This window comes from Mariniflexile ostreae (genome assembly GCF_042427585.1).
Taxonomy (GTDB): domain Bacteria; phylum Bacteroidota; class Bacteroidia; order Flavobacteriales; family Flavobacteriaceae; genus Pseudalgibacter; species Pseudalgibacter ostreae.
Window position 1 is genome coordinate 12,286 of the sequence record NZ_JBHMFC010000013.1, and the last position, 26,702, is coordinate 38,987.

The window sequence follows — 26,702 nt, forward strand, 5'->3', positions numbered from 1 at the left end:
ATTTCTATCCAACACTTCCTTCTAAACTTATTTCCAACAGCTTTTGGGCTTCTGCAGCAAACTCCATAGGAAGTTTGTTCAACACCTCTTTACTAAAGCCGTTAACAATTAATGCGATAGCTTTCTCTGTATCGATACCACGCTGATTACAGTAAAATATTTGGTCTTCTCCAATTTTACTGGTGGTAGCCTCGTGCTCTATTATGGCTGTTTTGTTTTTTGCTTCAATATATGGAAAGGTGTGCGCTCCACATTCGTTACCCATTAACAAACTATCACATTGTGAAAAATTACGTGCATTTTCTGCTCTCGCGCTAATTTGAACTAAACCACGATAGCTATTTTGCGATTTCCCTGCAGAAATCCCTTTTGAGATAATTGTTGATTTCGTGTTTTTTCCCAAATGTATCATTTTCGTACCTGTATCGGCTTGCTGATAATTATTGGTTACGGCTATAGAATAAAACTCGCCTACCGAGTTATCGCCTTTTAGGATACAACTTGGGTATTTCCATGTTACCGCAGAACCCGTTTCCACCTGTGTCCAAGATATTTTTGCATTTTTCTCGCATATCCCTCTTTTTGTCACAAAATTAAAAACGCCACCGGTTCCTTCTGAATTTCCTGGAAACCAGTTTTGAACCGTAGAATACTTAATCTCGGCATCATCTAAAGCGATAAGCTCTACCACAGCAGCATGCAATTGGTTTTCATCTCGGCTTGGTGCCGTACATCCTTCAAGGTAACTTACATAGCTTCCTTCATCGGCAATAACCAAGGTTCTTTCAAACTGACCCGTTCCAGCTTGGTTAATCCTAAAGTAAGTAGACAGTTCCATAGGGCAACGCACCCCTTTAGGAATGTAACAAAAAGACCCATCACTAAATACGGCAGAATTCAATGCGGCATAAAAATTATCTTTTTGAGGCACTACGGTCCCTAAGTATTTTTTAACGAGGTCTGGATGCTTTTTTATAGCTTCAGAGATACTCATAAAAATAATTCCTTTCTCCCCAAGTGTTTTCTTAAAAGTTGTAGCAACCGAAACAGAGTCAATTACGACGTCCATAGCCACACCTGCTAACTTTTTTTGTTCATCCATTGAAATCCCTAATTTAGCAAAAGTGGCTAACAATTCGGGGTCAACCTCATCAAGGCTATCATATTTAGGCTTTGAGTTGGGAGCAGAATAATATGAAATTCCTTGAAAATCTGGTTTTTTATAATTCACATTTGCCCATTCCGGTTCCTCCATTTCCAGCCAGGCCCGATAGGCCTCCAGTCTCCAGTCCGTCATCCATTGTGGTTCCTCTTTCTTTTTGGAAATAGCACGCACAACATCTTCACTCAAACCATTTGGGAACGTATCTGATTCTATATCTGTATAAAAACCATATTCGTATTCTTTGGTTTTTAATTCTTCACGTAAGTCATCCTCGGTATACTTCGACATAATTCTTTCTTATTTTTATAATGAAAACGATTCGCCACAACCGCAAGTACGATTGGCGTTTGGATTATTAAAAACGAAACCTGTCCCGTTTAATCCTCCCGAATATTCGAGGGTGGTTCCTAATAAATATAAAAAACTTTTTTTGTCCACAATAATTTTTATGCCATTGTCCTCAAAAACTTTATCTTCTTCTTGATTTCCTTTATCAAACTTTAATTCATAAGACAAGCCAGAGCAACCACCACTTTTTACACCAACACGTACAAAGTCGGCAGTAGGGTCATAGCCATCGTCTTTCATAAGCTCAATAACTTTTTTTTTAGCTGTTTCAGAAACTTTTATCATATTTTTTTAATTAAATTTAGTTATGGCTTAATTATTTTTTATTAAGACAGTTTCTAAATAGGATACAAATATACAATATAAGTCATGCATTACCATAGAACCTTACATTAAATTAGCATATACCATTATAGCTTTTTGCTATCGATAAATTTGATTAAATCACATTAAAACAGACTTTTTTTCGTCAAAGAGAGGGAATATTGTAAAAAAACAGGCCAGTATTGAGTAATTTTAAGCAAATTTTTATGCCTTTTTAAAATACAACATACTTCACTAGTTTAAAAATGAAAAAAAAAAGCTTGTAATTTTTAATTCATATCAGACTTGACAAACAAATGTACCAAGGTAGATTACTTAGTTCTTTATCAAAATTCATTCAAAAAAAAAAAAACACAGACTCATTCTTCATGATGCTTTAACCTCATTATAACAACCGTAAACCTTACTGCTTTAGCAAAAACTGAAGCGACACTAAAAACATAACAATTCTTATGCAAACTCGTTAGCTAAAACAAAAATAGCTTCTTATTTTTGCAGCATGATAGAAGATAAAAATCAATCCCGTACAGATTTAAGTGATTTAGGTGAGTTTGGCCTTATCGACCACTTAACCAAAAACCTTCAAATAACACACGACTCCACCATTAAAGGGATTGGAGATGATGCAGCAGTACTCAAGTTTAACAACAAAAAAATAGTGGTCACTACAGACATGCTTGTAGAAGGCGTACACTTTGATTTGAGCTACATGCCTTTAAAACATTTGGGCTACAAGGCTATAATCGTAAATCTATCTGATGTTTACGCCATGAATGCAAAAGCTACCCATGTAACGGTTTCTATCGCCGTATCCAATCGCTTCCCCCTGGAGGCCTTAGAAGCTTTATATGAAGGTATTGAAACCGCCGCTAAACTATACAATGTTGATGTAGTAGGTGGCGACACCACATCGTCTACCACAGGCTTATTGATTTCGGTTACCGCCATTGGAGAAACAGACCATGAAGTGTACCGCTCTACTGCAAAGCCAGGGGATCTATTAGTGGTTACTGGAGATTTAGGAGCTGCCTTTATGGGACTGCAAGTACTAAAACGAGAAAAAGAAGTTTACAAAGTAAACCCTAACAATCAGCCAGACCTTGAACCCTACACTTATATTATAGAACGCCAATTAAAACCTGAGGCCCGCCAGGATATAGTGAAATTACTAAAAGATCTAGATGTAAAACCTACCGCCATGATTGATATTAGCGACGGCCTTTCTTCTGAGATTATCCACATTTGCAAACAGAGCCAAGTAGGTTGTGACTTATACGAAGACAAAATACCTCTAGACCCCCAAGTTATTTCTACCTGCGAAGAGTTCAATATCGATAGCACCACCGTAGCCTTAAATGGAGGAGAGGATTACGAGCTCCTATTTACAATTCCTCAAGAGGATTTCCCTAAAATTAAAGGAAATCCTAACGTCTCGATAATCGGACACATGAAAGAAGCTTCGGAAGGTCTGCATTTAATCACACGAGCAAACACAAAAATCCCTATAAAAGCCCAAGGATGGAAAAATTTTGAATCCTAACTCATAACATCCTAAAGTCACTTGACTGAAGCTTTTTCTTCAAAAGCAGAACAAGACCAATTCAGCTGCGTCATAACACATTTAAGCCCTTTAAGTGTTGAGATAAGTGGAGCGAACCCATAAGAGGACTCCAATATAGATCCAAAAAAGGCATCCATCGGTATAGGGCGTTGCTTTTAATACACTGAATTAGACATCACCTTTTCGTTGGCACGTTCCATTTTCTTATTATAAACACGCTCTAACGTAGCATTGATTTCCTTAAACTTAGATGTAAGTTCAATAAGGTCTCCGTTGCTATTTGTTGTAAGTTGTTTTTTACAGTTTTTACATGTATACTCCTTGACATGATTGGTCACTTTTTTTGTAACCTGATAATCATGCCCTAAGAGACTACAATACATAGCAGGGATAAAAGCAGGTTTTTTAGTAGTATTTTTCATTGTGGTTGGTTTAATGTCGTATAAACATACATGTTTTATTTATAAACACGACAAAAAGCTATATTTTTTCGATGAAATGCATTATATTTCGTGCAAACCTATCCTTGTTCTCTATATGGCTCATATGCCCATCAGGAAACTCTACGAACCCCACATCTTTATGCCCGACCTCATCTACCAAATCCTCAAAAGATAAAATCGGATCTTTTTTACCCACCATCATTACTTTCTCACAATTAGGTGTATCCAAAACAAAACCTCTATCCGTTCTTATTTTCATGCCTTCCAATGCTGCAAGAACACCCTGCAAAGACATCTTTAACGCTTCATTTTTCAATAACTCGATTTCTTTAGAAAAAAATCGCCTATTCTTAGGTCTAAATAAATTAGCAATAGCCAGTCTGATAAACATTTTATGATTCTGTTTCACAGCTAAAATGGCCCTCTCACGATTTTGCCTTCGAGCTTCGCTATCTGCCCTAGAGGTAGAATTAAGCAAACAGAGCCCCATTACTTTATAAGGATATTTTTCTGCATACGCGAGCGCCACATACCCCCCCATAGAATGCCCAATACATATAGACTTAGAAATCGTTAAGTGTTCCAGAACAGCTTCTACGGCATCGGCCATCAATTCCATCGTGTGGATATTGCCCAAACACCCCGTCTGGCCATGCCCTAATAAATCCACACAAACAACACGATTACGTTTTGAGATTTCAGAAATAAAAGGCTCCCATATTCTTGAAGTCTCTAAAAAACCATGCAAAAAAACGACAGCCTTCCCTTTGCCTCTATCGGTAAAAAAAATATCGATGCCCTTATATGGTAAAATCATAAAACTAGAATTGAGGTACAAAGATATAAGCATAGTTTTAATAAACTAAACAAATCAATTTCTAAGATTTAATAGATTTTGATCATACTCATAATTTTCAATGAATGTTTCCGACTAAAGCTTAAATTCTAGTTTAAGAAATGGCAGAACAACACATCTCATCACTAACCTATAATAATGTTTTTTCTTTAAGCGTGATTGATTTTGAAAAAGCATGTACGATTAGTAAACCTGAACAAATAGACACCTATAGCATCTATTGGATAAAAGACGGAAAAGGGACTTATAGTATCGATTTTGAAAGCTATACTTTCGATGGTCAAGTTTTATTCTTTTTATCACCAGGACAAGTGTTTTTAGTAAATTCTGAAAAAATTAAATCTGCATACAAGCTCTCATTCACATCAGATTTTTACTGTATTCAAACGCATGACAAAGAAGTGGCTTGCAATGGACTACTATTTAATAATGTTTACCAAACACCTTCTATAAAACCCAATGAACAAGATTCCAGAAAGCTAAATGCTATTATCAAAAATCTTATAGAAGAGTTTAATAATGACGAAGCTGCCCAATACGATATGCTACAGACCTATTTAAAGCAATTTATCATTTATGCCGTTAGAATAAACAGCAATTTTAAAGTTGTTAAAGACGATACTGAAACCAAACTTTTTAAAGACTTCAGCACTTTGGTGGAGATGAATTACAAAACTATGCACGCCGTTTCAGATTACGCTTTACGATTGGGGGTTTCGCCAAAAACCCTGTCGAAACATTTCAAAAAGGCAGGCAAAGGGACTCCTAGTAACTATATAAAAAAAAGGATTATTTTAGAAGCAAAGCGTCAACTTTTATACAGTAGTGACTCTGTAAAAAGCATTGCTTACAGCTTAGGCTTTAATGATGCCGCATACTTTACGCGTTTCTTCACTAAATTAACGTCCAAATCGCCACTTCTATTCAAAAAAGAACAATAAAGCAAACAACATCATATTGCTCTACTTCTTTTAGCACTCTCCACAGTTTCTAATACAGGATAAAGTACGCTATCCAATCATTAGGAACCTTTGTCCATTTTTTTAAGGCACGTTAGCACGCATCTTTGCATAGCAAACAAGAAAGTATAATTAAAAATTATCAACTATGAGTACACGAATTAAAACTTTAAACCCAGAAACAACTAGCGGGCCATCTAAAGAATTATTTGACTCCGTTCAAAAAAAGTTGGGTTTCATTCCTAATTTAATAAAAGTTCTAGGAAACTCACCAGCCACACTACAGACCTATTTATCATTAAGCGACCTTACTGCAAGTGGCAATTTCAGCAATAAATATAGAGAACAACTGGCACTCGCTATAGCAGAAGAAAACAAGTGCAACTACTGTCTATCTGCACATACTGCTATTGGAAAAATGAACGGCTTAACCGAAGAACAAATAAAACAAAGCAGAAGAGGTTTAGCAGACGACGCAAAAGCACAGACTGGATTAGAATTCGCAAAAATTATTACAGCAAATAGAGGACAAGTATCTGATGATGACATAAAAACCATTAAAGCTGCTGGATATAACGATAGCGATATCTTAGAGATTGTATTACATGTTGTTTCTAACACGCTTACCAATTATGTAAACCATATTGCCCAAACCGAAGTAGATTTCCCTAATGTTGAAGCAGGTACATTTTAAAATCAAATTATTAACCATAAATCATATTAAAAATGAAAAAAGCAATTGCCGTAGTACTATTAGTTGTTGGAATTAATTTTTCTGCACAAGCACAAGAAGTAAAAACAATTTCCTTAGAACAAACAAAAGGTGCATTTGTACAAGAATCACTTACTTTAGAAGAAGGAACCTATGTCTTTGAAATCGCCAATAAAAATGTAGGCCATGACATTGGTTTTGTATTAGCTCCTAAAGGAAAACCAGAAGAAGCACATCATATTAAAGATGCATATGTAACGAAAACAGTCGCTACAAATTCAAAAGAAAAATCAAAAGAAGTGACACTGAAAAAAGGAGAGTATATTTATTTCTGTCCTTTAAACCCAACACCAGAATACACGTTAATCGTTAAGTAACACGTTTTTTTAACACAATACTGAGGTAAGCTGGCATGTTGCTCGCTTACCTTTTTATTTAGTTAAACTTTCACTCGTTTTATTGCTGTAAACGCCTTATCAACATACTCTTCCTCCACTAAAATAGTAAACTCATTCGTGGTAGATAACACCTCGTAAAGCACTACACCTTCCCAAGCCAAACGTTTAAAAAAATGATAATACAACCCCGCAATCTTAGAATTGTTTTCGGGTAAATTTATAGTAATCGCAGATAGCCCATTTTGCACGGCGATAAAGGTCTCACTTTTTAAATGCGCGTCTATAAAGCCACTTAAACTACTAGACACAATAATATTGCTCTCATGAACACCTCTTGTAAACGTATAAAACAGTTTAGGTTCATTATTAATCATTTTTAAAATTTCGGAATGATTGGCTATAAGCGTATCCGAGTTTTTAACGGTATAATCGGTTAAATTAGATCGCAACGTAATATCGCCCAAATTCTGGATGGCTTTTTTCATTTTAACAGAATTTGATAAGGTGGGTGGCGGACTATAGCGCCTTAAAGCCATCATTATAGCTCCAGGTTTCACATCTTTTTTAAGCATTTTACTAATAGGCTCGGTAAGCTCCAAAGCCAATGCGCTATAATTAATAATATTGCGAGATAATGCTTCTTCTAAAAAAGGTTGTGAAATTAAAATATCTTCGACACAATTTGATACGGTTCTCATGTTAAATATTTAACAATTTGTGCAAAAATAATCTTTTTTTTTAATAAATATCATTATTCCAATAATCTAACATAATTTTACCATCTTATTATTTATATAAATTCGATATATGAAAGTATTAAAATTTGGTGGCACCTCAGTGGGCTCTGTAAAAAACATGGCTAATGTAAAAAACATCATCCATGATGGTTCTAAAAAAGTGATTGTTCTTTCTGCCATGTCGGGCACAACAAATGCTTTACTCTCAATTGCAGAAAGCATCACTAATAAAAACACAAATGAAGCAACCGAAAAAATAAACACCTTACACGACACATATTTTACGGTTATAGATGAGCTTTTAGTGCATGACCATTTAAATAAGCAAACCAAAGACTACATTAGCTCTGTTTTTAATCTTTTAACAACACATACACATAAAGCACCTTCTGCTTTACTTAACAATGAAATTGTTGCCCAGGGCGAATTAATGTCTACATATATGTTTAATGCGTATCTAAAGCAAGAAGGCATAGATTCTACATTATTGCCTGCATTAGATTTTATGCGTATCAATAAAGTGAAAGAGCCAGACATGGAAAGCATCAAAAGAAACCTTAAAGAGGTTATGGATCGTGTACCAGAGGCTACCATATATATTACACAAGGATTTATTTGTTTAGACGATAAAGGGAACATATCCAACCTACAACGTGGTGGAAGCGATTATACAGCCACAATTATAGGCGCCGCCATTAAAGCAGAAGAGGTACAGATTTGGACAGATATTGACGGGATGCACAATAACGATCCTAGATATGTAAACAACACAAACCCCATTTCTGACCTGTGCTATGATGAAGCGGCAGAGTTAGCTTATTTTGGCGCTAAAATACTGCATCCACAAACCGTATTACCAGTTAGAGAAGACCATATTCCGGTACGCTTAAAAAACACTATGAATCCAGAGTGCTACGGCACCCGCATTACTAGTGATGCTACAGAAAATGGCATCAAGGCAATTGCTGCAAAAGACGGCATTACCGCCATAAAAATCAAATCTGGCCGCATGCTTCTAGCACATGGTTTCCTGAAAAAAATATTTGAAATATTTGAAACCTACGAGACCTCCATAGACATGATCACCACCTCGGAAGTTGCTGTTTCGGTAACTATTGATGACGAAAAGAACCTAGATAAGATAATTGCTGCACTAGAGGCATTCGCCACTATTGAAGTGGACAAAAATCAAAGCATTATATGCCTAGTAGGCCACGCCATTGTAAACCATGACGAAACCTATAAATTGTTTCAAATCTTGAAAGATGTAAAAATCAGAATGATTTCGTATGGCGGAAGCAAAAACAATATTTCACTATTGGTAGATTCAAAAAACAAAATCGAGACCTTACAAAAACTAAATGATTATATATTTGAATTAGCTCACCAATAAATCAGTTACTTTTCATAAAGGCAATCAATAAGGGGCGATTTTAAAAAAACGCCCCTTATTGATTTTATGCATTCATAAGGGTTTCTATCTCTTCTATTTCAATAGGAATATTCCGCATTAAATTAAAAGGCTCTCCCGTTTCTTGAACCACAACATCGTCCTCCAAACGAATACCAAATCCTTCCTGGGGAATATAAATTGCAGGCTCTATCGTAAACACCATATTCGCTTGCATTGGCTCTGTAATTATGCCATAATCGTGAGTATCCAAACCAAGATGATGACTTGTGCCGTGCATAAAGTACTTTTTATAGGCAGGCCAATCTGGGTTCTCGTTTTGGACATCTGCTTTATCAAGCAGGTTAAGACCCAATAATTCAGAAGTCATAATTTTACCAACCTCTGCATGATATGTTGGCAAATCGTTGCCAGGAACCAACATTTTCGCAGCCTCTTTTTTAACCCTATTTACAGCATTATAAACCTCCTTTTGTCTTTCGCTAAAACGCCCCGAAACAGGAATGGTACGCGTCATGTCACTAGAATAGTTTGCATATTCTGCGGCAAGGTCCATTAAAATCAAATCACCGGCTTTACATTGCTTGTTGTTTTCAACGTAATGCAACACATTGGCATTATTACCCGAAGCAATTATAGGCGTATACGCAAACTTTCTAGAGCGGTTTTTTATAAACTCGTGAATAAACTCCGCTTCAATTTCATACTCCCAAACATTAGGTTTTACAAAATCTAAAATTCTACGAAATCCTTTTTCAGTAATATCACACGCCTGCTGTATCAAATCAATTTCAAGAGGATTTTTCACAGCGCGCAGTCGTTGTAAAATAGGATTGCTTTTAGCAACCGCATGTGCAGGATAAGTTTTTTTCAACCATTTAACAAAACGATCTTCCCTAGTTTCAGTTTCTATATTCGCTCTGTAATGCTCGTTAGTATTAATAAAGACCGTATCACATTGCGACATAATCTCATGAAATACTTTATTCATATCTGTTAACCAATACACGGTTTTAATACCTGAAGTCTCAAAGGCCTTTTCCTTCGTTAGCTTTTCTCCTTCCCAAATAGCAATATGCGCATTGGTTTCTTTTAAAAAAAGAATTTCTCGGTGTTTTTCATTTGGACAATCAGGAAACAGTACTAAAACACTCTCTTCTTGATCAACTCCACTAAGATAAAAAATATCACGATGCTGCTCAAAAGGCATCGTACTATCGGCGCCTGTTGGATAAATATCGTTGGAATTAAAAACAGCTAAACTATTGGCTTTCATTTTACTACAAAACGCCCCCCTATTTTTTATAAAAAGAGAACGGTCTATTAAATGGTATTTCATGATGCTTATATTTTAAGACTCATAAAAGTACTAAATCTAAATAAACTTATATTATAATTTATTATATTTGATAGAATTGCTTTTTTTCAAAGAAAAACAATCCAAATATTCCCCAAACTATCCTGCCTCATTTCCATCTGTGTTACTTTTTTTTACTCTCAATTTATTAATCCATTAAAAAAAAACTCTCATGAAAAACACTACCCTCATAGTCCTTTTTGCCGTTTTGCTTTTTACAACTTCTACAACCTCTGCCCAAGTGGCTTTAAAGGAACTCTCTTTAAAAGAACAAATTGAAAATGCTAACCTAGTACTGGAAGGTCGGGTCATTTCCAAAAAGTCTTTCTGGTCTAATCATGTTATTTACACAGCAAACACCGTAGAGGTTTACAAAACTTTTAAAGGCCAAGCCCCTAAAACTGTAGATGTATTAACCCTAGGCGGCACTGTTGGCCTTCAAGCTCTAAAGGTATCCTCTAGCTTAACGCTAAATATTGGAGATATTGGTGTTTTTACGTTAAACCATACGGCTACAGCTCAAAAATCCAGTACGACAAAATACAAGCCCCATGCTGCTGTTCAAGGGTTTTACAAGTACAATTTATATGATGATGTTGCCGTAAATCCTTTCCACACCAAACAAGGTATTACAGATTCCTTTTATCGTGAAATCATGACCCACACCAAATCTGGGTTTACGGAAACTTCCGTTTTTAATGTCAAAACCATACAATCTAAGTTAGCCCAAAGCAAAAACACATTAGCACCCAGTGCCATTATTTTTAGTCCAACCTCTATCTCTGCAGGCACTAAATCTATTCTCACGATAACCATCCCACCAAGAAACACAGGAACAGGTTTCGGTAACATTAAAGGCAAAGTGTCTTTTGAAAATGCCGATAATGGCGGACTTGATTATATTGATGCCCTAAATACCCAAATAACATCATGGTCTAATACTGCTATAACCGTAGAAGTACCTTCCAATGCCGGAACGGGTAAAGTACTTGTTAAAAATGCCGATAATACCATGAGTGTTTCTAACACCAACTTAATTATAACCTTTGCAGAAGAAAACGTAGTATACGACCCAGACGACCAAACTGAAATTGGTGGGAGCAACGGCGCATTGCCAGCAAGAGCCTACAGAGTCCAACATATTAACGAAAACGGTAATGGAGGTTACACCTTTCAAATGAACACACGCTTCGATGCCAATACAGAAGCTAAAGCTGCATTTGAGAAAGCCCTAGAATCCTGGCGCTGTACCACAAGGATTAATTGGACCTTAGGCCCTGTAACACCAGTAGACGAGGTTACTTTTGAAAGTAGGCAGGCGCAACAAGCCCAGTCTATTAATATTGTTAGATTTGATAATGGTGATGAATTGGACAACAGTATTCTTGGCCAATGCTATTCTTGGTATAAAGGCTGTGAGTTAAGCAATGGTACATTTGTTTGGTATGTTGCAGAGATGGACTTGGTTTTCAATGATAATGTTAATTGGAATTTCGGCCCCCAGAGCACCATCCAATCTTCTGGAAATTATGATTTTGAAAGCATTGCACTTCATGAACTCGGCCATGCGCACCAGTTGGCACATGTTATTGATACAAATCCTATAAACGACAACAGTAACGATGTTATGCATTACGCCTTACAGTTTAAAGAAGATCAGCGTGTTTTAGCCAACATCAATATTTCGGCTGCAAGCGGGATCCAAAACAGGAGCACAACAACTAAAGTCTGCAACCTCCCGTTAATGATTAACTATTCGGCGAGTTGCACTTTAGGTTTAGATGAAAGCACATTGAAGGATATTATAGAAATCTATCCAAATCCGACTAAAGGCGAACTATTTATAAGCAGTCCTAGCACCATCACCATCAAAAACATATTTATTTACGATGTGAGCGGAAGACTTATGTCTAAACAAAACCTTCCAAACCAAGCCCCTTTACATACACTTCATTTAAACAACTTTACAAAAGGGATTTATTTTATAAAGTTCCAATCGGAAGCGACTTTTATCACCAAAAAAATTATTTTAGAGTGATCTTTATACAAGAACTCAATAGCATAAAATCCGAGCACATAAAATGTCTTCGGGTTTTATAATTAAAACCCCCTCTAACTCGCCCATTAACACCTATTAACAAGCGACTTACAACAAAACCAAATCAAAAACAGACAGATACAAACCGACCACACAACTTCTTTAAAGTCATTCTAAATAGCAAAAACATGACATTTGTTAGTTGTCTATAACCTCTTCCTGTCCTACCTTTGTAGTAATCTTAAAATAACTACAAAAAAATGAGCGGATTTTTTAAATCTTCGATTGGAAGAAAAGTAGCCATGGCGCTTTCGGCTTTTTTCCTTATGTTTTTCTTAATTATCCATTTAGCGGTAAACATCACATCATTATTTAGTGAAGATTTGTTTAACGAATTATCACACTTTATGGGCACAAATCCGTTAGTACAGTTTGCTTTGCAGCCTGTTTTGATATTTGGTGTTATATTCCATTTTGTGATGGGCTTTATATTGGAAATTAGAAATCAAAAAGCCAGAAACATTGCTTATGTAAAAAACAATGGCGCGGCAAATTCCACTTGGATGAGCAGGAACATGATTTACAGTGGACTGGTAATTTTAGCATTTCTTGTGCTTCACTTCATAGATTTCTGGATTCCAGAAATTAACACCAAATATGTCGCTGGAGATATGTCTGGAATGCACGATGGTGAATTTAGATATTTCCCAGAGATGGTAGCCAAATTCCATAGCCACCTTAGAACTATTGCTTATGTAGTTTCATTTATCTTATTAGGCCTGCATTTAGTGCATGGTTTTAATTCTGCTTTTCAGTCTATGGGAATTACCGCAGGCAGAAAGAAAACATTAAAAACTATAGGAAAAGCCTATTCCATTTTAATCCCGTTAGGGTTTATTATTATTGCGCTTTTTCATCATTTAAAATACGTTTTATCATAGATATGGCAATGTTAGACTCAAAAGTACCGGAAGGTTCCATTGAAAATAAATGGACCGATTATAAGAATCACATCAATTTAGTTAACCCTGCAAATAAGCGTCATATAGACATTATTGTAGTAGGTACTGGCTTGGCTGGTGGTGCTGCTGCTGCAACTTTGGCTGAGTTAGGCTATAACGTAAAAGCATTCGCTTATCAAGATTCGCCACGTCGCGCACACTCTATTGCGGCGCAAGGCGGTATCAATGCCGCTAAAAATTACCAAGGTGATGGCGATTCAACATATCGTTTATTTTATGATACCGTAAAAGGTGGCGATTACCGCTCTCGTGAAGCCAACGTTTATCGTTTAGCTGAAGTATCTGCAAATATTATTGATCAATGTGTGGCTCAAGGGGTTCCTTTTGCTCGTGATTATGGTGGATTGCTAGATAACCGTTCATTTGGTGGTGTATTGGTCTCTCGAACTTTTTATGCCAAGGGACAAACAGGGCAACAGCTTTTATTAGGATGTTACTCTGCCATGAACCGTCAAATTGCTCGTGGTAAAATCGAGATGTTTAACCGTCACGAAATGCTTGATGTTGTTAAAATTGACGGAAAAGCTAGAGGTATTATTGCCCGTGACTTAATTACGGGAGAAATTGAACGTCACTCGGCCCATGCTGTTGTAATTGCAACTGGAGGGTACGGAAACGTGTATTTCCTTTCTACAAATGCAATGGGTAGCAACGCTACTGCTGCTTGGAAAATACATAAAAAAGGCGCCTTTTTCGCAAACCCTTGTTTTACTCAAATTCACCCCACGTGTATTCCTAGATCTGGAGATTACCAGTCTAAACTAACACTAATGTCTGAATCTTTGCGAAACGATGGCCGTATTTGGGTACCTGCAAAAATAGAAGATGCTAAAGCCATTCAACAAAATAAATTAAAACCCACGCAAATAGCTGAAGAAGACAGAGATTATTTCCTAGAACGTCGCTACCCTGCTTTTGGTAACCTAGTGCCACGTGATGTGGCTTCTAGAGCCGCTAAAGAACGTTGCGACGCTGGCTTTGGAGTAAATGCTACTGGAGAAGCTGTCTATCTAGATTTTGCTAACGCTATTGAACGCTACGGCAAAATAGAAGCTAAAGTCCATAATATTACAAATGCTTCAAAAGAAAAAATATATGCTTTAGGGAAAGCTATCGTTGAAGAGAAATATGGAAACTTATTCCAAATGTACGAGAAAATCGTCGACCAAAACCCATACGAAACCCCTATGATGATTTACCCTGCAACGCATTATACTATGGGCGGTATTTGGGTCGATTATAATTTAATGACTACAGTGGATGGTCTATACTGTATAGGTGAAGCTAACTTCTCCGACCATGGCGCTAACCGACTTGGAGCCTCAGCTCTAATGCAAGGTTTGGCCGACGGGTACTTTATACTGCCATATACCATTGGAGATTATTTATCTAATGATATTAGAACTGGGAAAATCCCAACAGACACTAAAGAGTTTGATGAGGTTGAAAAAGAGGTTAAAGACCGTATTGATTTCTTCATTAATAATAAAGGAACCAAAACAGTAGACTACTTCCATAAAAAACTTGGAAAAGTGATGTGGGACAAAGTAGGAATGGCTAGAAACGCAAAAGGACTCACCGAAGCTATGGCAGAGATTAAAGCCATTCGTGAAGAGTTCTGGAAAGATGTGAAAGTGCCAGGTTCTGCTAATGAGATGAACCCAGAGCTTGAAAAAGCGGGACGAGTGGCAGACTTCTTAGAGCTAGGAGAACTATTCGCTAAAGATGCTTTAGTAAGAGAAGAATCTTGTGGCGGACATTTTAGAGAAGAATCTGCCGAAACAGATGGCCCTCAAAAAGGCGAAGCAAAGCGTAATGATGCCGATTTCGCATTTGTCTCTGCTTGGGAATATAAAGGTGAACCTGCAGATGCTGTTTTACATAAAGAAGAATTAGAATTTAAAGATATTGAGCTGAAACAACGTTCATACAAATAAGATAAGATTGACATTATGAATTTAACACTTAAAATTTGGAGACAAAAAGACTCAAATACAAAGGGTCAAATGGTCGATTACAAAGTAACTGATATTTCAGAACATATGTCTTTTCTTGAAATGATGGATGTTTTGAACGAACAATTAGTTAATAGCGACCAAGAACCTATTGCTTTTGATCATGATTGTCGTGAAGGTATTTGTGGCATGTGCTCGCTTCATATTAATGGAGAAGCTCATGGTCCCGACAGGGGCATTACCACTTGCCAGTTGCACATGCGTTCGTTTAAGGATGGCGATACTATTACTATTGAGCCATGGAGAGCAGCCGCGTTCCCTGTTATTAAAGATTTAATAGTAGACCGCATGGCTTTTGAACGTATACAGCAAGCAGGCGGGTACATTTCTGTAAACACCTCTGGAAATACACAAGACGCTAACGCAATTCCCATTTCAAAACACAACGCAGACGAAGCGATGGATGCTGCGGCCTGTATAGGATGTGGCGCCTGTGTAGCAAGTTGTAAAAACTCCTCTGCTATGTTGTTTGTTAGTGCTAAAGTTTCGCAATTTGCATTATTACCACAAGGACAAATTGAAGCCGCAGATCGTGTAAAAAATATGGTCGCACAAATGGATTTAGAAGGCTTTGGTAATTGCACCAATACCGGAGCTTGTGAAGTAGAATGTCCTAAAGGCATTTCTTTAGATAACATTGCAAGAATGAACCGAGAATTAATGAAAGCTAGTTTATCGTAACGAAACGGCCTTATTTTATAAAGCATAAAAACCTAAGCTCTAGCTTAGGTTTTTTGTTTTAATTTAGCAATCAAATTTTCGAAATGAACACATGTTATAGCTACATACTCTTGTTAGTATGTCTTTCTTTAAATATAAATAAAGCTAGTGCACAAAACCCTGTTATTGGCGATAGCCTATTTAGTGCTACCAATTTATTAAAACATATTGAGCTATTATCATCCGATCAGTTTGAAGGCAGGCGCACCGGCTCTAACGGAGGGATTAAGGCTCAAAAACACATCATCGACCAATTTATTGACTTACAAGTACTCCCATTAGGAAAAAGCTACGAGCAACCCTTTAAGTTCGTTGACAAAAGAAAAACCTACCACGCTACCAATATTCTTGGATATATTAAAGGCACAACCCTACCCGAAAAATATATTGTTATTAGTGCTCATTTTGACCATGAAGGGATAAAAAATGGACACATATATAATGGAGCAGACGACAATGCTTCGGGAGTAAGCGCCCTGTTCAGTTTTGCTGAATATTTTAAGAGCCATCCCCCAAAACACTCCGTAATTCTAGCCGCTTTTGATGGTGAGGAATTGGACTTACAAGGTTCTAAATTTTTTATAAAAAATCCTATAGTGCCTTTAAAAAACTTGATAGTTAACCTGAATATGGATATGATTAGTCGAAGCGACAACCATATTTTATTTGCCGTAGGAACACATTATAATACGTTACTAAAAGAAATCGTTAAAAACACACAAACACCAGAAAACATCATACTGGCTACGGGCCATGATGGGGCAGATGTCCAAGAAAATTGGACACATGCCTCAGACCATAGTTCTTTTCATAAAAAAAACATTCCTTTTTTATATTTTGGGGTAGAAGACCATAAAGATTACCATAAACCAACGGATGATTACGAAAACATCCAGCCCGATTTTTATATTAATGCGGTAAAAACTATTATTGAAGTCTTTAAAAATATAGATAATTCCACGCTATAATACAGCATTAAAAAAAAAGGATTTTACATAAAATGTGTTAATATTAGTGGCCATGCCCTCCTTCACTATCATTTAATAACATACTAGTACCTCTTATTAATATTTGGTGTTCCTTTAATGCTTCTGCATTTAAAACTTCTACAAAATTTTCATTCTCTCTTCCTGTTTCAACCTTAATTTTTCTAAAATGAAATCCTGAAGCATCTGCTTCCTCTTGAACTATAACGAAAAAATCATCCTCTAGCGCTATAACAGCTTCTTTTGGAAGGCCTAAAACTTTAGCACTATCTATTATAATGTCTGCCTCTACAAACATACCCAATATAAAATGAGCCTCATTAGTGTCTACATGACCGTGTATTTTCACCCTTCTACTCTGTTCATCTATAGTCGTTCCTACTAAATGCACTTCGGCATTATAAGTTTCCTTAGAAGATTCTGGAATCTTAAACTGAATCTTTTGACCTTTTTTAATTTTTAAAATATCTTTTTCAAAAACAGACAATTCTAAATGGATATGAGCCGTATCCACCAGCTCTAAAATCACATCACTTGGCGACACATAACTGCCATTACTTACATTCATTTTGGTTACAAAACCATCGATAGCCGCATAAATATTAATAGTTGAAGAGATGTTTCCCTGTTCAACATTTATGGGATCAAGATGCATCATCTGCAACTTTTTACGTAAGCCATTATAATGTGCCAAGTTGCTTTTATAAACACTTTCTGCTTTTAAATAACTTTTCTCTGAAGTGATTTTTTCCTCAAACAAGGTTTTCTGTCGCTCAAATTCAGACTTCAAATAATGCAACTGCTCTGCTACTTCTAAATAATTTTGTTGAATTTCTATATATTCAATGTTTTTAAGCGTCACTAAAAGCTGTCCTTTTTTTACTCTATCACCAATTAACAAAGGTGTTTTAGAAATATACCCGCCAACCATGGTCGCAATACTAGATTTGCTATGTGGCGGCACATCAATCATGCCGCTAGCTTTTATAATGGTGTTGAAATCGAATGCTGTTAAACTGCCAAGAGCCATCTGCTCCCCTTCAAATTGTGCTTGACTTATAACTATTTTATCGGTATGAGTATCGGTTTCGATAACACTCTCCTCTGTTTTTTCTGAATTTCCACAGGCTATTAAAACCATTGAAAATAATAACATATATATCTTTTTCATTTTTATAAAATTAAATAGTTGATGCGGATTACCGTTTGGTTGTACTGGTTGAGTTGGTCTAAATAACTAAGCTGAATCTCTTTAGCTGTTTCAATGCTTTGAATGTATTGAAAGAAGTCAATTTCTCCGGATTTAAAACTACGTTCTGCCGTTTTTATAATTTCTTCTGAAAGATTTCTGCCTTGAGCCTCATAATAGTTGATCGCTTCATCGTATTGCTGAAGTTTTGCTAATAGCGCCTGATGCTCGGCATGTAGTTTTATTTTATAATCTTGTTGCTGAACCTCTACCATATCCTGCGCTATATTTGAGGCCTTTATTTTAGAGGCATGACCACTAAAAAATAAGGGGATTTTTAACCCTAATTGATAGCCGTTTATATGCGCATTTAAGGTGTTATTTGTTCCCTGAAAGTACTCCAGACTTATGTCGGGCAAGAGACTCTGTTTTTCTTGTTGATGCAGGGCTTTATAGTAGTTTTTTGAGTTTTCATAATACTGCATCCCCAAATTGTTTTCTATTGAAATCGTTTTTAGTTCCAATTTTTTTAAAGGCACATCCACAATCGATAAAGCTTCTATTTGTACTAATTTTTGAAGCACTGTTTCTGCTAAAACAACATCTTGCTGAGATTGTTTGTAAACCGTTTCCAATTGCTTTTGTTTAGATTTAGCACTTATCATTTCCAAATAATTGGTTTCGCCCAACTCGAAACGGCGTTCGGCTGCGTTAGAGAAATTGGAATATAAACGATCTAGGGCATAAAGCATCTTCATTTTATTTCTGGCATAAACAAGGTTAAAGTATGCAGCATAAACATCACGTTTTAACGTTTGCAACTCCATGTTGTAATTAGATTTTTGAAGATTAAATTTCGTTTTACTCACCTTTTTATCAGCAAAATAAACCGTGGGAAATCTAAAATCCTGTGAAATCCCAAACACCTGCAATGGTTTTCCGTTTATGGCTAGATTACTTTCGTCATAATTATAATAAACCGCAGTTTTATCGAAATTAAAGGCACTGTTTATTAAGGCACTAGCTTCATCCGACTTAAGCCGATTCGCTTTTAAATGGGCATTATTCTCAATAGCCAAATCTATAGTCTCCTCAACGGTTAAAGGTTTATTTTGCGCATTCATGTTTAATGAAAACAAAATAACAACTAATGAAACGAGTGTTTTTTTATGCATTTTAATTTCAGTTTTTTTCTCAAACCAAGCGTATAAAACAGGCAACACCACCAGTGTTAAGACCGTTGCTGTTACCAAGCCCCCAATAACCACTGTTGCTAGGGGACGTTGTACCTCGGCGCCTGCATTTGTAGAAATGGCCATGGGCAAGAAACCTAGAGCCGCAGCAGAAGCCGTTAATAAAACGGGCCTCAACCGTTCTGTTGCCCCTCTTTTTACGCGTTCATTTATATTTAATACACCTTCCCTTTTAAGTTCTTTAAAGTGTTCAATTAACACAATGCCATTAAGAACGGCGATACCAAAAAGGGCGATAAACCCAACACCAGCAGAAATACTAAACGGCATGTCACGAAACCACAATAGAAACACACCCCCTACTGCGGCAAGCGGAATAGCAGAATACACCATAAGCGCCTCTTTAACAGAGCCCAAGGCAAAATGGAGCAGGATGAAGATAAGGACAAGTGCCACAGGCACTGCGACCAACAAACGGTCTTTGGCGCTTTGAAGATTTTCAAATTGGCCACCATACGTAATACTGTAGCCCGAAGGTAATATTAGGTTGTTTTTAATAATATCTTGCACCTCATCAACTACAGATTGTAAGTCTCGATTTCTAACATTTACCCCCACTACAATTCTTCGTTTCGTATCGTCCCTTGATATTTGCGCCGGTCCTGTAGTATATTTTATTTCGGCCAATTCACTTAAAGGAATCTTTGCGCCGTTTGGGATATCTACATATAAGTTCTGGAGGTTTTCTATATTAGAACGATGTGCTTTGTCCAATCTCAGCACCATATCAAAACGCTTTTCTCCTTCAAAAACAGTCCCTACCGCGGCTCCCGCAAACCCCATAGAAATCAATTGGTTTACATCTGAAATATTAAGCCCATAACGGGCTATTTTATTTCTATTGAAGGTAACGCTCATTTGTGGCAAACCCTCTATTTTCTCTACAATAATATCTGAAGCTCCTTCTACATCTTGGATGAGCAGTTTTATCTCATTCGCTTTATGGGCTAAAACCGACAAATCTTCCCCAAATATCTTGATAGCTACATCGGCTCTTACCCCAGTTATCAACTCATTAAAACGCATCTCTATGGGTTGGGTAAATTCCACTTCCATTCCTGGAATAACGGCCAATGCTTCTTTAAACTTATCTGCCAATTCATTTTTACTATCTGCAGATACCCATTCTTTTTTAGGTCTTAATTTAATAATCACATCACTTTCTTCCATAGACATGGGGTCCGTTGGCACTTCAGCAGCCCCAATTCTACTCACCACTTGCTCTACCTCTGGAAAGTTATCTAAAAGTATTTTTTCTATTTTCGTCGTAATTTCTATAGTTTTCCCTAAGGACGTCCCTGTTTTCAAAACCGGTTGGATCACAAAATCGCCTTCATCTAAGGTCGGCACAAACTCTCCCCCCATTACACTAAATACCCAAACGCTTAAAGCCAGTAAAAAACCTGAAAATGCAACTACTATTTTTTTACGTTCTAAAGCCCAGTCAATAATAGGATTATAAAGTTTGGTAAAAAAGCGCATTATCCTAACCGAGATGTTTTTATCGCTCTGCTTATTAGGCTTTAAAAACATCGATGAAACTACTGGCACATAGGTTAAGCAAAAAATCATAGCCCCAACCAAGGCAAAACTAAAGGTTAATGCCATGGGTCTAAACATTTTTCCTTCCACACCGCTTAATGAGAGAATAGGAATAAAAACGATAAGAATTATAAGTTGTCCAAATATGGCAGAATTCATCATTTTAGATGAACTTTTTAATGTAATCGTATCAATTTGAGACTGCTGCTCCCCTTTAGAAGATGCTTTAATTTTTAAACTTTGCGCAGTGATTTGAAACGCTATATACTCCACTATAATAACAGCACCATCAATGATAATACCAAAATCGATAGCACCTAAGCTCATTAAATTGGCATCAATACCAAAAATATTCATGGCAGAAATGGCAAACAACAAGCTTAAAGGAATTACCGAAGCCACCACAAGTCCTGATCTTAAATTACCTAAAAGCAGCACCACTACAAATATAACGATGAGGGATCCCAATATTAAATTTTCTGCAATTGTAAATGTTGTTTTCTCTATAAGCTCACTGCGTTCTAGAAAACCATTGATATAAACGCCTTCTGGCAAAGTGTTTTGAATGGATGCGATGCGTTCTTTAACCGCATCGATAACTTTTTTTGAGTCTCCATCTTTTAACATCATAATCTGGCCGAGCACTTTTTCGCCCTCACCATTTCCTGTTATGGCACCAAAGCGTGTTGCACTACCAAAATCTACAGTTGCTATATCCTTTATAAAAATCGGCACACCGTCGTGCTTAACCACAATGTTCTCTATATCTTTTAAAGAGTTTACCAAACCTTCACCACGGATAAAAAAAGCCTGATTGCCTTTTTCAATATAACCACCGCCTGCAATACTATTGTTTTTTTCTAAAGCATTAAGAATATCGGCATAAGCTATATTCATGGCGTTTAGTTTTTGTGGGTTTAGGGCAATCTCATACTGTTTTAGATAACCGCCCCAAGTGTTTATTTCCACAACTCCAGGAATTCCAGAAAGTTGGCGTTTAATAATCCAATCTTGAATGGTTCGAAGCTCGGCTACCGAATAGCGGGTTTCAAATTCTGGTTTTACATCTAAAATATATTGGTAAATTTCACCAAGACCTGTAGTAATAGGCCCCATTTCTGGCACCCCAAAACCTTCTGGAATTTTTTCGGTAGCCGATTTTATTTTTTCAGCAATTAGCTGTCGGGGCAAATATGTTCCAAAATCATCTTCAAAAACAATGGTCACTACAGATAAGCCAAATTTTGACACCGAACGGATTTCTTCTACACCCGGAAGGTTCGCCATTTCAAGCTCAATCGGATAGGTAATGAACTGCTCCACATCTTGCGTAGACAGATTTTTAGATGTGGTAATCACTTGTACTTGATTGTTGGTGATATCTGGAACAGCACCAATAGGAATACGGGTTAAAGACACTATTCCGAATCCAATTACAAATGCAATAAACAAAAGCACAATAGCTTTATTCTTTAAGCTGAATTTTATTATGTTTTCTAGCATAATTTATTTTAATAACAGATTACTTAATCCCATTCAAAAACACCTGTTCTGAATAGTTTAATAAAAAATCGAAAAAATTATGCGAATTGGGGAGGTTGAAAAACAGAAGGTTTTTCAAATAAAGATATGGACTCTTTGTAAAAAAAGTTAAGTGGAATTTCTGTTAAAACTTGAGCATGCACCGTAAAAGCAATCGTAGAAAACAACGTAAACACCGTGTTTATATGGGTAAATACATGATGTTCATCTTTAAAAGGTAAACCCTCGTGTTCTTCATGTTTGCTCTCGTGAGAAACCATTTGTGCTCCGTAATGTTCTGATATAAATTCGAAAATATTATCGCCATACATGTCTTGATGATAGTGGGCATGCTCCAATAAGGCATTGAACTTTGAAAAATCTTCAAGGTTAATATTGAAACTTTGAACAAGAATCAAAAAAGAATAAAATATGACAATCAACTTACTCATATGAGTAACAAAATTACAAAAACAAAGCCAAAGACATGGCTACTAATTTGTTAAAAATAAGCTTTTAACTGTACCGTTCCCGTGTGGATGGTTCGGCTCGTTTCTGTTTTTCTACCAAAATAACTCATGTTTAAATCTAAAAACGTAGTAAGTTTTTTTTGGGCTAAAAGGCTCCATGTGAAATTTTTACCCGGCTGCAACCCTTCTAGCATTTGGTAGCCCACTGGTGTATTAGAGTTCCCATGGAATGTATTGGAAAAAAAGTTTACTTCTCCAGTTATAGCACTGTTTTGGGTGTTCGCTAAAGAAAAAGATGCCCCATATTTTTGTTGCCTCAACTTTTCCAAACTCCCTATAGTATTGTCTTTTGTTGTGTATTGATAAAAAACGTCAAAGCGCGTGTTATCATTTAAGAGATAAGACAGCTTTGGGTGGAACCGGGTTTCATCAAAATTGTAATTTTTACTACTAAAATTTTCACTAATGCTTTCATTTGAATTTAAAGCAGATTCTAAAGTAACCAACCAACTTTCTTCAAATTTATGATTAAAATTTAGCTGATGGCTTTTTAAATTATTTTCGATAAAGCCAATGCTTAAAATATGTCGAGTCCTATTGGTCAACGTCGTATAAGAAGCTGTATAATGCTGCCGCCCTCTATTAAAAAATAACACATTTTTAAAACTCAACTGTAAGCCCAATTGGTTTTGGATATCATTTTCAAAAGGATTGATGTTAAAAGCACTGCCTTCACGCTTCGTTTTTCTATCTACCAAATAACTGGTTTGATTGTAAAAATGTGACCACAACTTTTCTGCTTGGTTTTCTGAAACCGACCATTGTGCGGGGTTAATCGTTAAAGTTTGACTTAATCTATTCTGATGTGTTTTTATAAAAACCCGATTGGGCAACAAAACCCGAATATATTTCCCTTGGTCTTGAAATAGCGCAATCTCGAACTCTTCAAGTTCTTGTATGGTGTTATTATTATAGTCAATCCAAGTATAATTTCCTTGGCCCGGCTCCACTTCTACATAAGTAAAATCTTGTTGTGGCAAAGTGCCAGAATTGGTTTCAAAAACAGTGTTCCATTGGATCATTTGTTTTAAAAATTTTTGTCGGAATTGCAGTCTGGAATTTATAGAGTGCTCCTTTTCAACATCGGTATCTGTACTTTTTAATGTTCTATAATTTACATAAAAAGACAAATTAGTGTGGTTATTTTGAATAATTCGGGAATCTAAGTAAAACGTATTCGAGCTGTTTACTCTTTGCAATCGGTTATCACGAATACTATCATTAACCCTGTGTTTAAATCCAAGCTCTGCAAAAACACGGGTACTATCTCCAATCCCCGTGAACACTTCGTAAGATTTGTATTTCTGACTTAAGGGGGTTAACATTTGAGTGTCCGCGTTTTTCTGTTCATTATCTTCCATAGCAAATTTCGCCCCCACCCAACTCTTTTTCATATTGTAGATAACGTTATTATAGGACCTTAGAAATCTGGATGTATTTACCCGAGATGTTGCACTTAAGAAACTTGAATGTGAAAGGATATTGAATTTATCCAACAACAGGTTAATACTGCTTACATGCCTCTTTCCAGTAAAACTTTTAGAGTAATCCAAATACTCCAATTGATAGGTAGCCGATCCCTTTTTATGATGGTATAAGCGCACGCCTGTTTGCGCCAAAAGCTGATTCCCTAAATTAGCATTTTGATCTTCTACAGATTGTTCCAGGTTCCAATCCCGAGAAAATTCCGCACGATACAAACGCTCTATGGTTTTAAAGTTGTTTTGAATAAAGTCGCCATCTACAAAGGCATCTAAATTCCAAAGACTATCATTCTTAATCCATGTTTGCTCTATTTTCAGCTTGGTTGCGAATCCATCATTATCCTCTTGATCCTTATTTGAAAACAAGTTTAAATCATTTTTACTTCCTGCAATTTCAAAATCGATATGTGTTTTTTCAGTAGGCCTATAGCTTCCATTCAACACCGCTATCTGAAGTTTTGTGGGGGCGACCAATTGGGTTATAGGCAAATAACGCCCTAAACCTACCCCTGCATATTCATAAATATTATTAATGGCATTAACGCTGCTTAAGTTATAATCGCCCTCATTAAGTCCTACTTGTGTAAAGCTTACGCGATACAATTCGTCTTCTGGATTATTGGAAAACACAAAAACTTCCCCACCTCCAATAATCTCCTTTTTATAGAGGATCCTGTTTTCGCTATACGAATCTTGAACAGCAGAGGGGGCCATCATTAGGGCTTTATCATCGCCTGCATTTGCTAATATTTGTACTTGCTCCTCAGAGAGATTTTGCTGTAAAGGTTGATTTTTAGAATCGTTTTCAGAATAAACCGAAATCCCCATATTAAATTTTTCACTTTCAAATTGGCCGCCCCCAAAAGCGACAAGTCGAGAATAATTACGTTCACTAAATTGATAATCGACCGTTATACGCATTTCAGAAGTAATAGGATACGTGGGATTAAAAATAAGCTCTCCCGCATTATAATCGATACTATAATCCTTATCCTCCCCACGTTGAACCGCCACACCATTAACATATACTGTTTCGCTGCCCGAAACAATAAGCACAAAAAGCTCCCCATTAGGGCCTTGTAATTTATAAGGGCCTTGATTGCCTTCTTGAGCGGTAAATTGACTGGTAGTGAATTGTCCACGTACTAAAGCACCAGCTGCAAATAAATTAGTTTGAGCATCTTCAGCTCCAAACTGAGTGTTTATAGATAACCCTTGAACACGTTTTGAAAAACCAGCAAAGTAAGAGGCTTTGTTTTCCAAATCGATATCCCCGGCACGAACACTCCACTTATCACTAAATAGTTCAATAAAAACCTGGTCGAACTCATCTAAACGTTGGCTATAACCACTTTCTTGCAAAGGAATGTTCGCGTCTTGTATAGACGCTCTTAACGATACCCTATCATTTAATTTCCCTGTAATCTGTAAATCCAACTCACTGTTTAATACGGAGTTTTGATTATTACCCACCGTCACCCCTCTGGAAATGCTTCCAGAAGTTGTTAATCCATCAAAAGGAATCGTGTTTTTTGAAATATTAGGTTGTGATAACTTATATAAATTTTGAGTATTACTGGTGTTATCTACAATAATAGTCTCGTCTAATTGCTGATAGGTTTTTGTAAGAAAATCTGGAAAACGCAAATAATGGATAAGAATAGAATCACTTGCCACGTTTTTTTTAAAAGTTAAGATGGCTTTTGAGAAATCGATAGTATAAAGTGTTGTGTCTACTACAGATTGGTCTTTTCTTTGTATCTTAAAAAAACTAGAATTAATACTCACATTTTCAACAAAAATAGTGTCTTTTAAGGCAACTTTCTTAATCCTATAGTTGGATGTGTGCTTTTGGGCCATTGCCGAAAAACAAATAAAACTTATAAGAATAGAAAAAAAGTACTTCATTAGAGTCTTAAACTGTAAATAGTTTAAAATATTTTGTTGATAGTTTTTGTTAAAACACACATAAAATAATAGTGTAAAAGTAAGGTATTATTTATTTTAGCTAAAGTTTTAATAAAACAAGCGTATAACTGGATCTATTTCGTGTTTCCTACACAAAATCATTTAAAATATGTAACTCTGGAATTATAAAAAAATTTCAAGAAACGAAATAACAAAACGCTAC

General features: G+C 36.3%; 20 protein-coding genes. 10 read left to right on the top strand and 10 right to left on the bottom strand.

The features are described 5' to 3' along the window. Nucleotides 1-4: 4 nt before the first annotated feature. Both sufB and ACFFU9_RS04660 read right to left on the bottom strand, forming a co-directional pair. Entirely contained in the window at nucleotides 5-1,453 is a 1,449-nt protein-coding gene (gene sufB / locus ACFFU9_RS04655; RefSeq protein ID WP_379860216.1) for a Fe-S cluster assembly protein SufB, read from the bottom strand. 15 nt (nucleotides 1,454-1,468) lie between these two features. Next, on the bottom strand, nucleotides 1,469-1,798 hold the full coding sequence (locus ACFFU9_RS04660) for a HesB/IscA family protein (RefSeq protein ID WP_379860217.1): 330 nt from the start codon (nucleotides 1,796-1,798) through the stop codon (nucleotides 1,469-1,471). A 538-nt stretch (nucleotides 1,799-2,336) separates the two neighbouring features. Here ACFFU9_RS04660 and thiL point away from each other — a divergent pair. After that, nucleotides 2,337-3,377, top strand: a complete 1,041-nt coding sequence (gene thiL, locus ACFFU9_RS04665) for a thiamine-phosphate kinase (RefSeq protein WP_379860218.1) — start codon at nucleotides 2,337-2,339, stop codon at nucleotides 3,375-3,377. 176 nt (nucleotides 3,378-3,553) lie between these two features. Here the strand turns inward: thiL and ACFFU9_RS04670 are convergent, their stop codons facing one another. Together ACFFU9_RS04670 and ACFFU9_RS04675 are read right to left on the bottom strand one after the other, a co-directional pair. After that, nucleotides 3,554-3,820 carry a DUF1660 family phage protein gene (locus ACFFU9_RS04670; RefSeq protein WP_379860219.1) on the bottom strand — a complete coding sequence of 89 codons (267 nt, stop codon included), beginning with the start codon at nucleotides 3,818-3,820 and terminating at the stop codon, nucleotides 3,554-3,556. A 58-nt stretch (nucleotides 3,821-3,878) separates the two neighbouring features. After that, nucleotides 3,879-4,691: an alpha/beta fold hydrolase gene (locus tag ACFFU9_RS04675; RefSeq protein ID WP_379860220.1), complete on the bottom strand. Its 813-nt coding sequence runs from the start codon at nucleotides 4,689-4,691 to the stop codon at nucleotides 3,879-3,881. A 107-nt stretch (nucleotides 4,692-4,798) separates the two neighbouring features. Between ACFFU9_RS04675 and ACFFU9_RS04680 the strand changes: the two genes are divergently transcribed. From ACFFU9_RS04680 to ACFFU9_RS04690, 3 genes are all read left to right on the top strand, one after another. Further along, nucleotides 4,799-5,638, top strand: coding sequence for a helix-turn-helix domain-containing protein (locus ACFFU9_RS04680; RefSeq protein WP_379860221.1), 840 nt, complete (start codon nucleotides 4,799-4,801; stop codon nucleotides 5,636-5,638). A 166-nt stretch (nucleotides 5,639-5,804) separates the two neighbouring features. Continuing rightward, on the top strand, nucleotides 5,805-6,350 hold the full coding sequence (locus ACFFU9_RS04685; protein WP_379860222.1) for a carboxymuconolactone decarboxylase family protein: 546 nt from the start codon (nucleotides 5,805-5,807) through the stop codon (nucleotides 6,348-6,350). A 32-nt stretch (nucleotides 6,351-6,382) separates the two neighbouring features. Further along, on the top strand, nucleotides 6,383-6,745 hold the full coding sequence (locus ACFFU9_RS04690; RefSeq protein ID WP_379860223.1) for a cupredoxin domain-containing protein: 363 nt from the start codon (nucleotides 6,383-6,385) through the stop codon (nucleotides 6,743-6,745). Nucleotides 6,746-6,807: 62 nt separating this feature from the next. On the opposite strand, the gene ACFFU9_RS04695 is transcribed toward ACFFU9_RS04690, so the two are convergent. After that, nucleotides 6,808-7,464: a hypothetical protein gene (locus ACFFU9_RS04695; protein ID WP_379860224.1), complete on the bottom strand. Its 657-nt coding sequence runs from the start codon at nucleotides 7,462-7,464 to the stop codon at nucleotides 6,808-6,810. Nucleotides 7,465-7,573: 109 nt separating this feature from the next. Here ACFFU9_RS04695 and ACFFU9_RS04700 point away from each other — a divergent pair, with 109 nt between their 5' ends. Further along, on the top strand, nucleotides 7,574-8,896 hold the full coding sequence (locus ACFFU9_RS04700) for an aspartate kinase (RefSeq protein WP_379860225.1): 1,323 nt from the start codon (nucleotides 7,574-7,576) through the stop codon (nucleotides 8,894-8,896). Between the two features lie 64 nt (nucleotides 8,897-8,960). Here the strand turns inward: ACFFU9_RS04700 and ACFFU9_RS04705 are convergent, their stop codons facing one another. Beyond that, on the bottom strand, nucleotides 8,961-10,253 hold the full coding sequence (locus tag ACFFU9_RS04705) for an aminopeptidase P N-terminal domain-containing protein (RefSeq protein WP_379860226.1): 1,293 nt from the start codon (nucleotides 10,251-10,253) through the stop codon (nucleotides 8,961-8,963). A gap of 190 nt (nucleotides 10,254-10,443) precedes the next feature. Here ACFFU9_RS04705 and ACFFU9_RS04710 point away from each other — a divergent pair, with 190 nt between their 5' ends. The 5 genes from ACFFU9_RS04710 (at nucleotide 10,444) to ACFFU9_RS04730 (ending at nucleotide 17,034) form a co-directional block, all read left to right on the top strand. After that, complete coding sequence (locus tag ACFFU9_RS04710) at nucleotides 10,444-12,309, top strand: T9SS type A sorting domain-containing protein (RefSeq protein WP_379860227.1); 1,866 nt, start codon at nucleotides 10,444-10,446, stop codon at nucleotides 12,307-12,309. A 260-nt stretch (nucleotides 12,310-12,569) separates the two neighbouring features. Continuing rightward, on the top strand, nucleotides 12,570-13,250 hold the full coding sequence (locus ACFFU9_RS04715; RefSeq protein ID WP_379860228.1) for a succinate dehydrogenase cytochrome b subunit: 681 nt from the start codon (nucleotides 12,570-12,572) through the stop codon (nucleotides 13,248-13,250). A 2-nt stretch (nucleotides 13,251-13,252) separates the two neighbouring features. Beyond that, a complete protein-coding gene (locus tag ACFFU9_RS04720) occupies nucleotides 13,253-15,268 on the top strand; it encodes a fumarate reductase/succinate dehydrogenase flavoprotein subunit (protein WP_379860229.1) in 2,016 nt (671 codons plus the stop codon). Between the two features lie 15 nt (nucleotides 15,269-15,283). Continuing rightward, nucleotides 15,284-16,027 (top strand): succinate dehydrogenase/fumarate reductase iron-sulfur subunit, encoded by a 744-nt coding sequence (locus ACFFU9_RS04725; protein ID WP_379860230.1) that lies wholly within the window; start codon nucleotides 15,284-15,286, stop codon nucleotides 16,025-16,027. Between the two features lie 83 nt (nucleotides 16,028-16,110). After that, on the top strand, nucleotides 16,111-17,034 hold the full coding sequence (locus ACFFU9_RS04730) for a M28 family peptidase (RefSeq protein ID WP_379860231.1): 924 nt from the start codon (nucleotides 16,111-16,113) through the stop codon (nucleotides 17,032-17,034). A gap of 43 nt (nucleotides 17,035-17,077) precedes the next feature. On the opposite strand, the gene ACFFU9_RS04735 is transcribed toward ACFFU9_RS04730, so the two are convergent. The 4 genes from ACFFU9_RS04735 to ACFFU9_RS04750 all read right to left on the bottom strand — a co-directional run bounded on the left by ACFFU9_RS04735 (nucleotide 17,078) and on the right by ACFFU9_RS04750 (nucleotide 26,479). Continuing rightward, on the bottom strand, nucleotides 17,078-18,223 hold the full coding sequence (locus ACFFU9_RS04735; RefSeq protein WP_379860232.1) for an efflux RND transporter periplasmic adaptor subunit: 1,146 nt from the start codon (nucleotides 18,221-18,223) through the stop codon (nucleotides 17,078-17,080). Nucleotides 18,224-18,225: 2 nt separating this feature from the next. After that, on the bottom strand, nucleotides 18,226-22,539 hold the full coding sequence (locus ACFFU9_RS04740; RefSeq protein ID WP_379860233.1) for a CusA/CzcA family heavy metal efflux RND transporter: 4,314 nt from the start codon (nucleotides 22,537-22,539) through the stop codon (nucleotides 18,226-18,228). A gap of 77 nt (nucleotides 22,540-22,616) precedes the next feature. Then, entirely contained in the window at nucleotides 22,617-23,009 is a 393-nt protein-coding gene (locus tag ACFFU9_RS04745) for a hypothetical protein (RefSeq protein ID WP_379860234.1), read from the bottom strand. Between the two features lie 50 nt (nucleotides 23,010-23,059). Continuing rightward, nucleotides 23,060-26,479, bottom strand: coding sequence for a DUF8818 domain-containing protein (locus ACFFU9_RS04750; RefSeq protein ID WP_379860235.1), 3,420 nt, complete (start codon nucleotides 26,477-26,479; stop codon nucleotides 23,060-23,062). Nucleotides 26,480-26,702: the final 223 nt, after the last annotated feature.

What these genes read in the sequence shown, in the direction of transcription:
- sufB (WP_379860216.1), bottom strand. Translation starts at nt 1,453, where the DNA reads ATGTCGAAGTATACCGAGGATGACTTACGTGAAGAATTAAAAACCAAA.
- ACFFU9_RS04660 (WP_379860217.1), bottom strand. Translation starts at nt 1,798, where the DNA reads ATGATAAAAGTTTCTGAAACAGCTAAAAAAAAAGTTATTGAGCTTATG.
- thiL (WP_379860218.1), top strand. Translation starts at nt 2,337, where the DNA reads ATGATAGAAGATAAAAATCAATCCCGTACAGATTTAAGTGATTTAGGT.
- ACFFU9_RS04670 (WP_379860219.1), bottom strand. Translation starts at nt 3,820, where the DNA reads ATGAAAAATACTACTAAAAAACCTGCTTTTATCCCTGCTATGTATTGT.
- ACFFU9_RS04675 (WP_379860220.1), bottom strand. Translation starts at nt 4,691, where the DNA reads ATGCTTATATCTTTGTACCTCAATTCTAGTTTTATGATTTTACCATAT.
- ACFFU9_RS04680 (WP_379860221.1), top strand. Translation starts at nt 4,799, where the DNA reads ATGGCAGAACAACACATCTCATCACTAACCTATAATAATGTTTTTTCT.
- ACFFU9_RS04685 (WP_379860222.1), top strand. Translation starts at nt 5,805, where the DNA reads ATGAGTACACGAATTAAAACTTTAAACCCAGAAACAACTAGCGGGCCA.
- ACFFU9_RS04690 (WP_379860223.1), top strand. Translation starts at nt 6,383, where the DNA reads ATGAAAAAAGCAATTGCCGTAGTACTATTAGTTGTTGGAATTAATTTT.
- ACFFU9_RS04695 (WP_379860224.1), bottom strand. Translation starts at nt 7,464, where the DNA reads ATGAGAACCGTATCAAATTGTGTCGAAGATATTTTAATTTCACAACCT.
- ACFFU9_RS04700 (WP_379860225.1), top strand. Translation starts at nt 7,574, where the DNA reads ATGAAAGTATTAAAATTTGGTGGCACCTCAGTGGGCTCTGTAAAAAAC.
- ACFFU9_RS04705 (WP_379860226.1), bottom strand. Translation starts at nt 10,253, where the DNA reads ATGAAATACCATTTAATAGACCGTTCTCTTTTTATAAAAAATAGGGGG.
- ACFFU9_RS04710 (WP_379860227.1), top strand. Translation starts at nt 10,444, where the DNA reads ATGAAAAACACTACCCTCATAGTCCTTTTTGCCGTTTTGCTTTTTACA.
- ACFFU9_RS04715 (WP_379860228.1), top strand. Translation starts at nt 12,570, where the DNA reads ATGAGCGGATTTTTTAAATCTTCGATTGGAAGAAAAGTAGCCATGGCG.
- ACFFU9_RS04720 (WP_379860229.1), top strand. Translation starts at nt 13,253, where the DNA reads ATGGCAATGTTAGACTCAAAAGTACCGGAAGGTTCCATTGAAAATAAA.
- ACFFU9_RS04725 (WP_379860230.1), top strand. Translation starts at nt 15,284, where the DNA reads ATGAATTTAACACTTAAAATTTGGAGACAAAAAGACTCAAATACAAAG.
- ACFFU9_RS04730 (WP_379860231.1), top strand. Translation starts at nt 16,111, where the DNA reads ATGAACACATGTTATAGCTACATACTCTTGTTAGTATGTCTTTCTTTA.
- ACFFU9_RS04735 (WP_379860232.1), bottom strand. Translation starts at nt 18,223, where the DNA reads ATGAAAAAGATATATATGTTATTATTTTCAATGGTTTTAATAGCCTGT.
- ACFFU9_RS04740 (WP_379860233.1), bottom strand. Translation starts at nt 22,539, where the DNA reads ATGCTAGAAAACATAATAAAATTCAGCTTAAAGAATAAAGCTATTGTG.
- ACFFU9_RS04745 (WP_379860234.1), bottom strand. Translation starts at nt 23,009, where the DNA reads ATGAGTAAGTTGATTGTCATATTTTATTCTTTTTTGATTCTTGTTCAA.
- ACFFU9_RS04750 (WP_379860235.1), bottom strand. Translation starts at nt 26,479, where the DNA reads ATGAAGTACTTTTTTTCTATTCTTATAAGTTTTATTTGTTTTTCGGCA.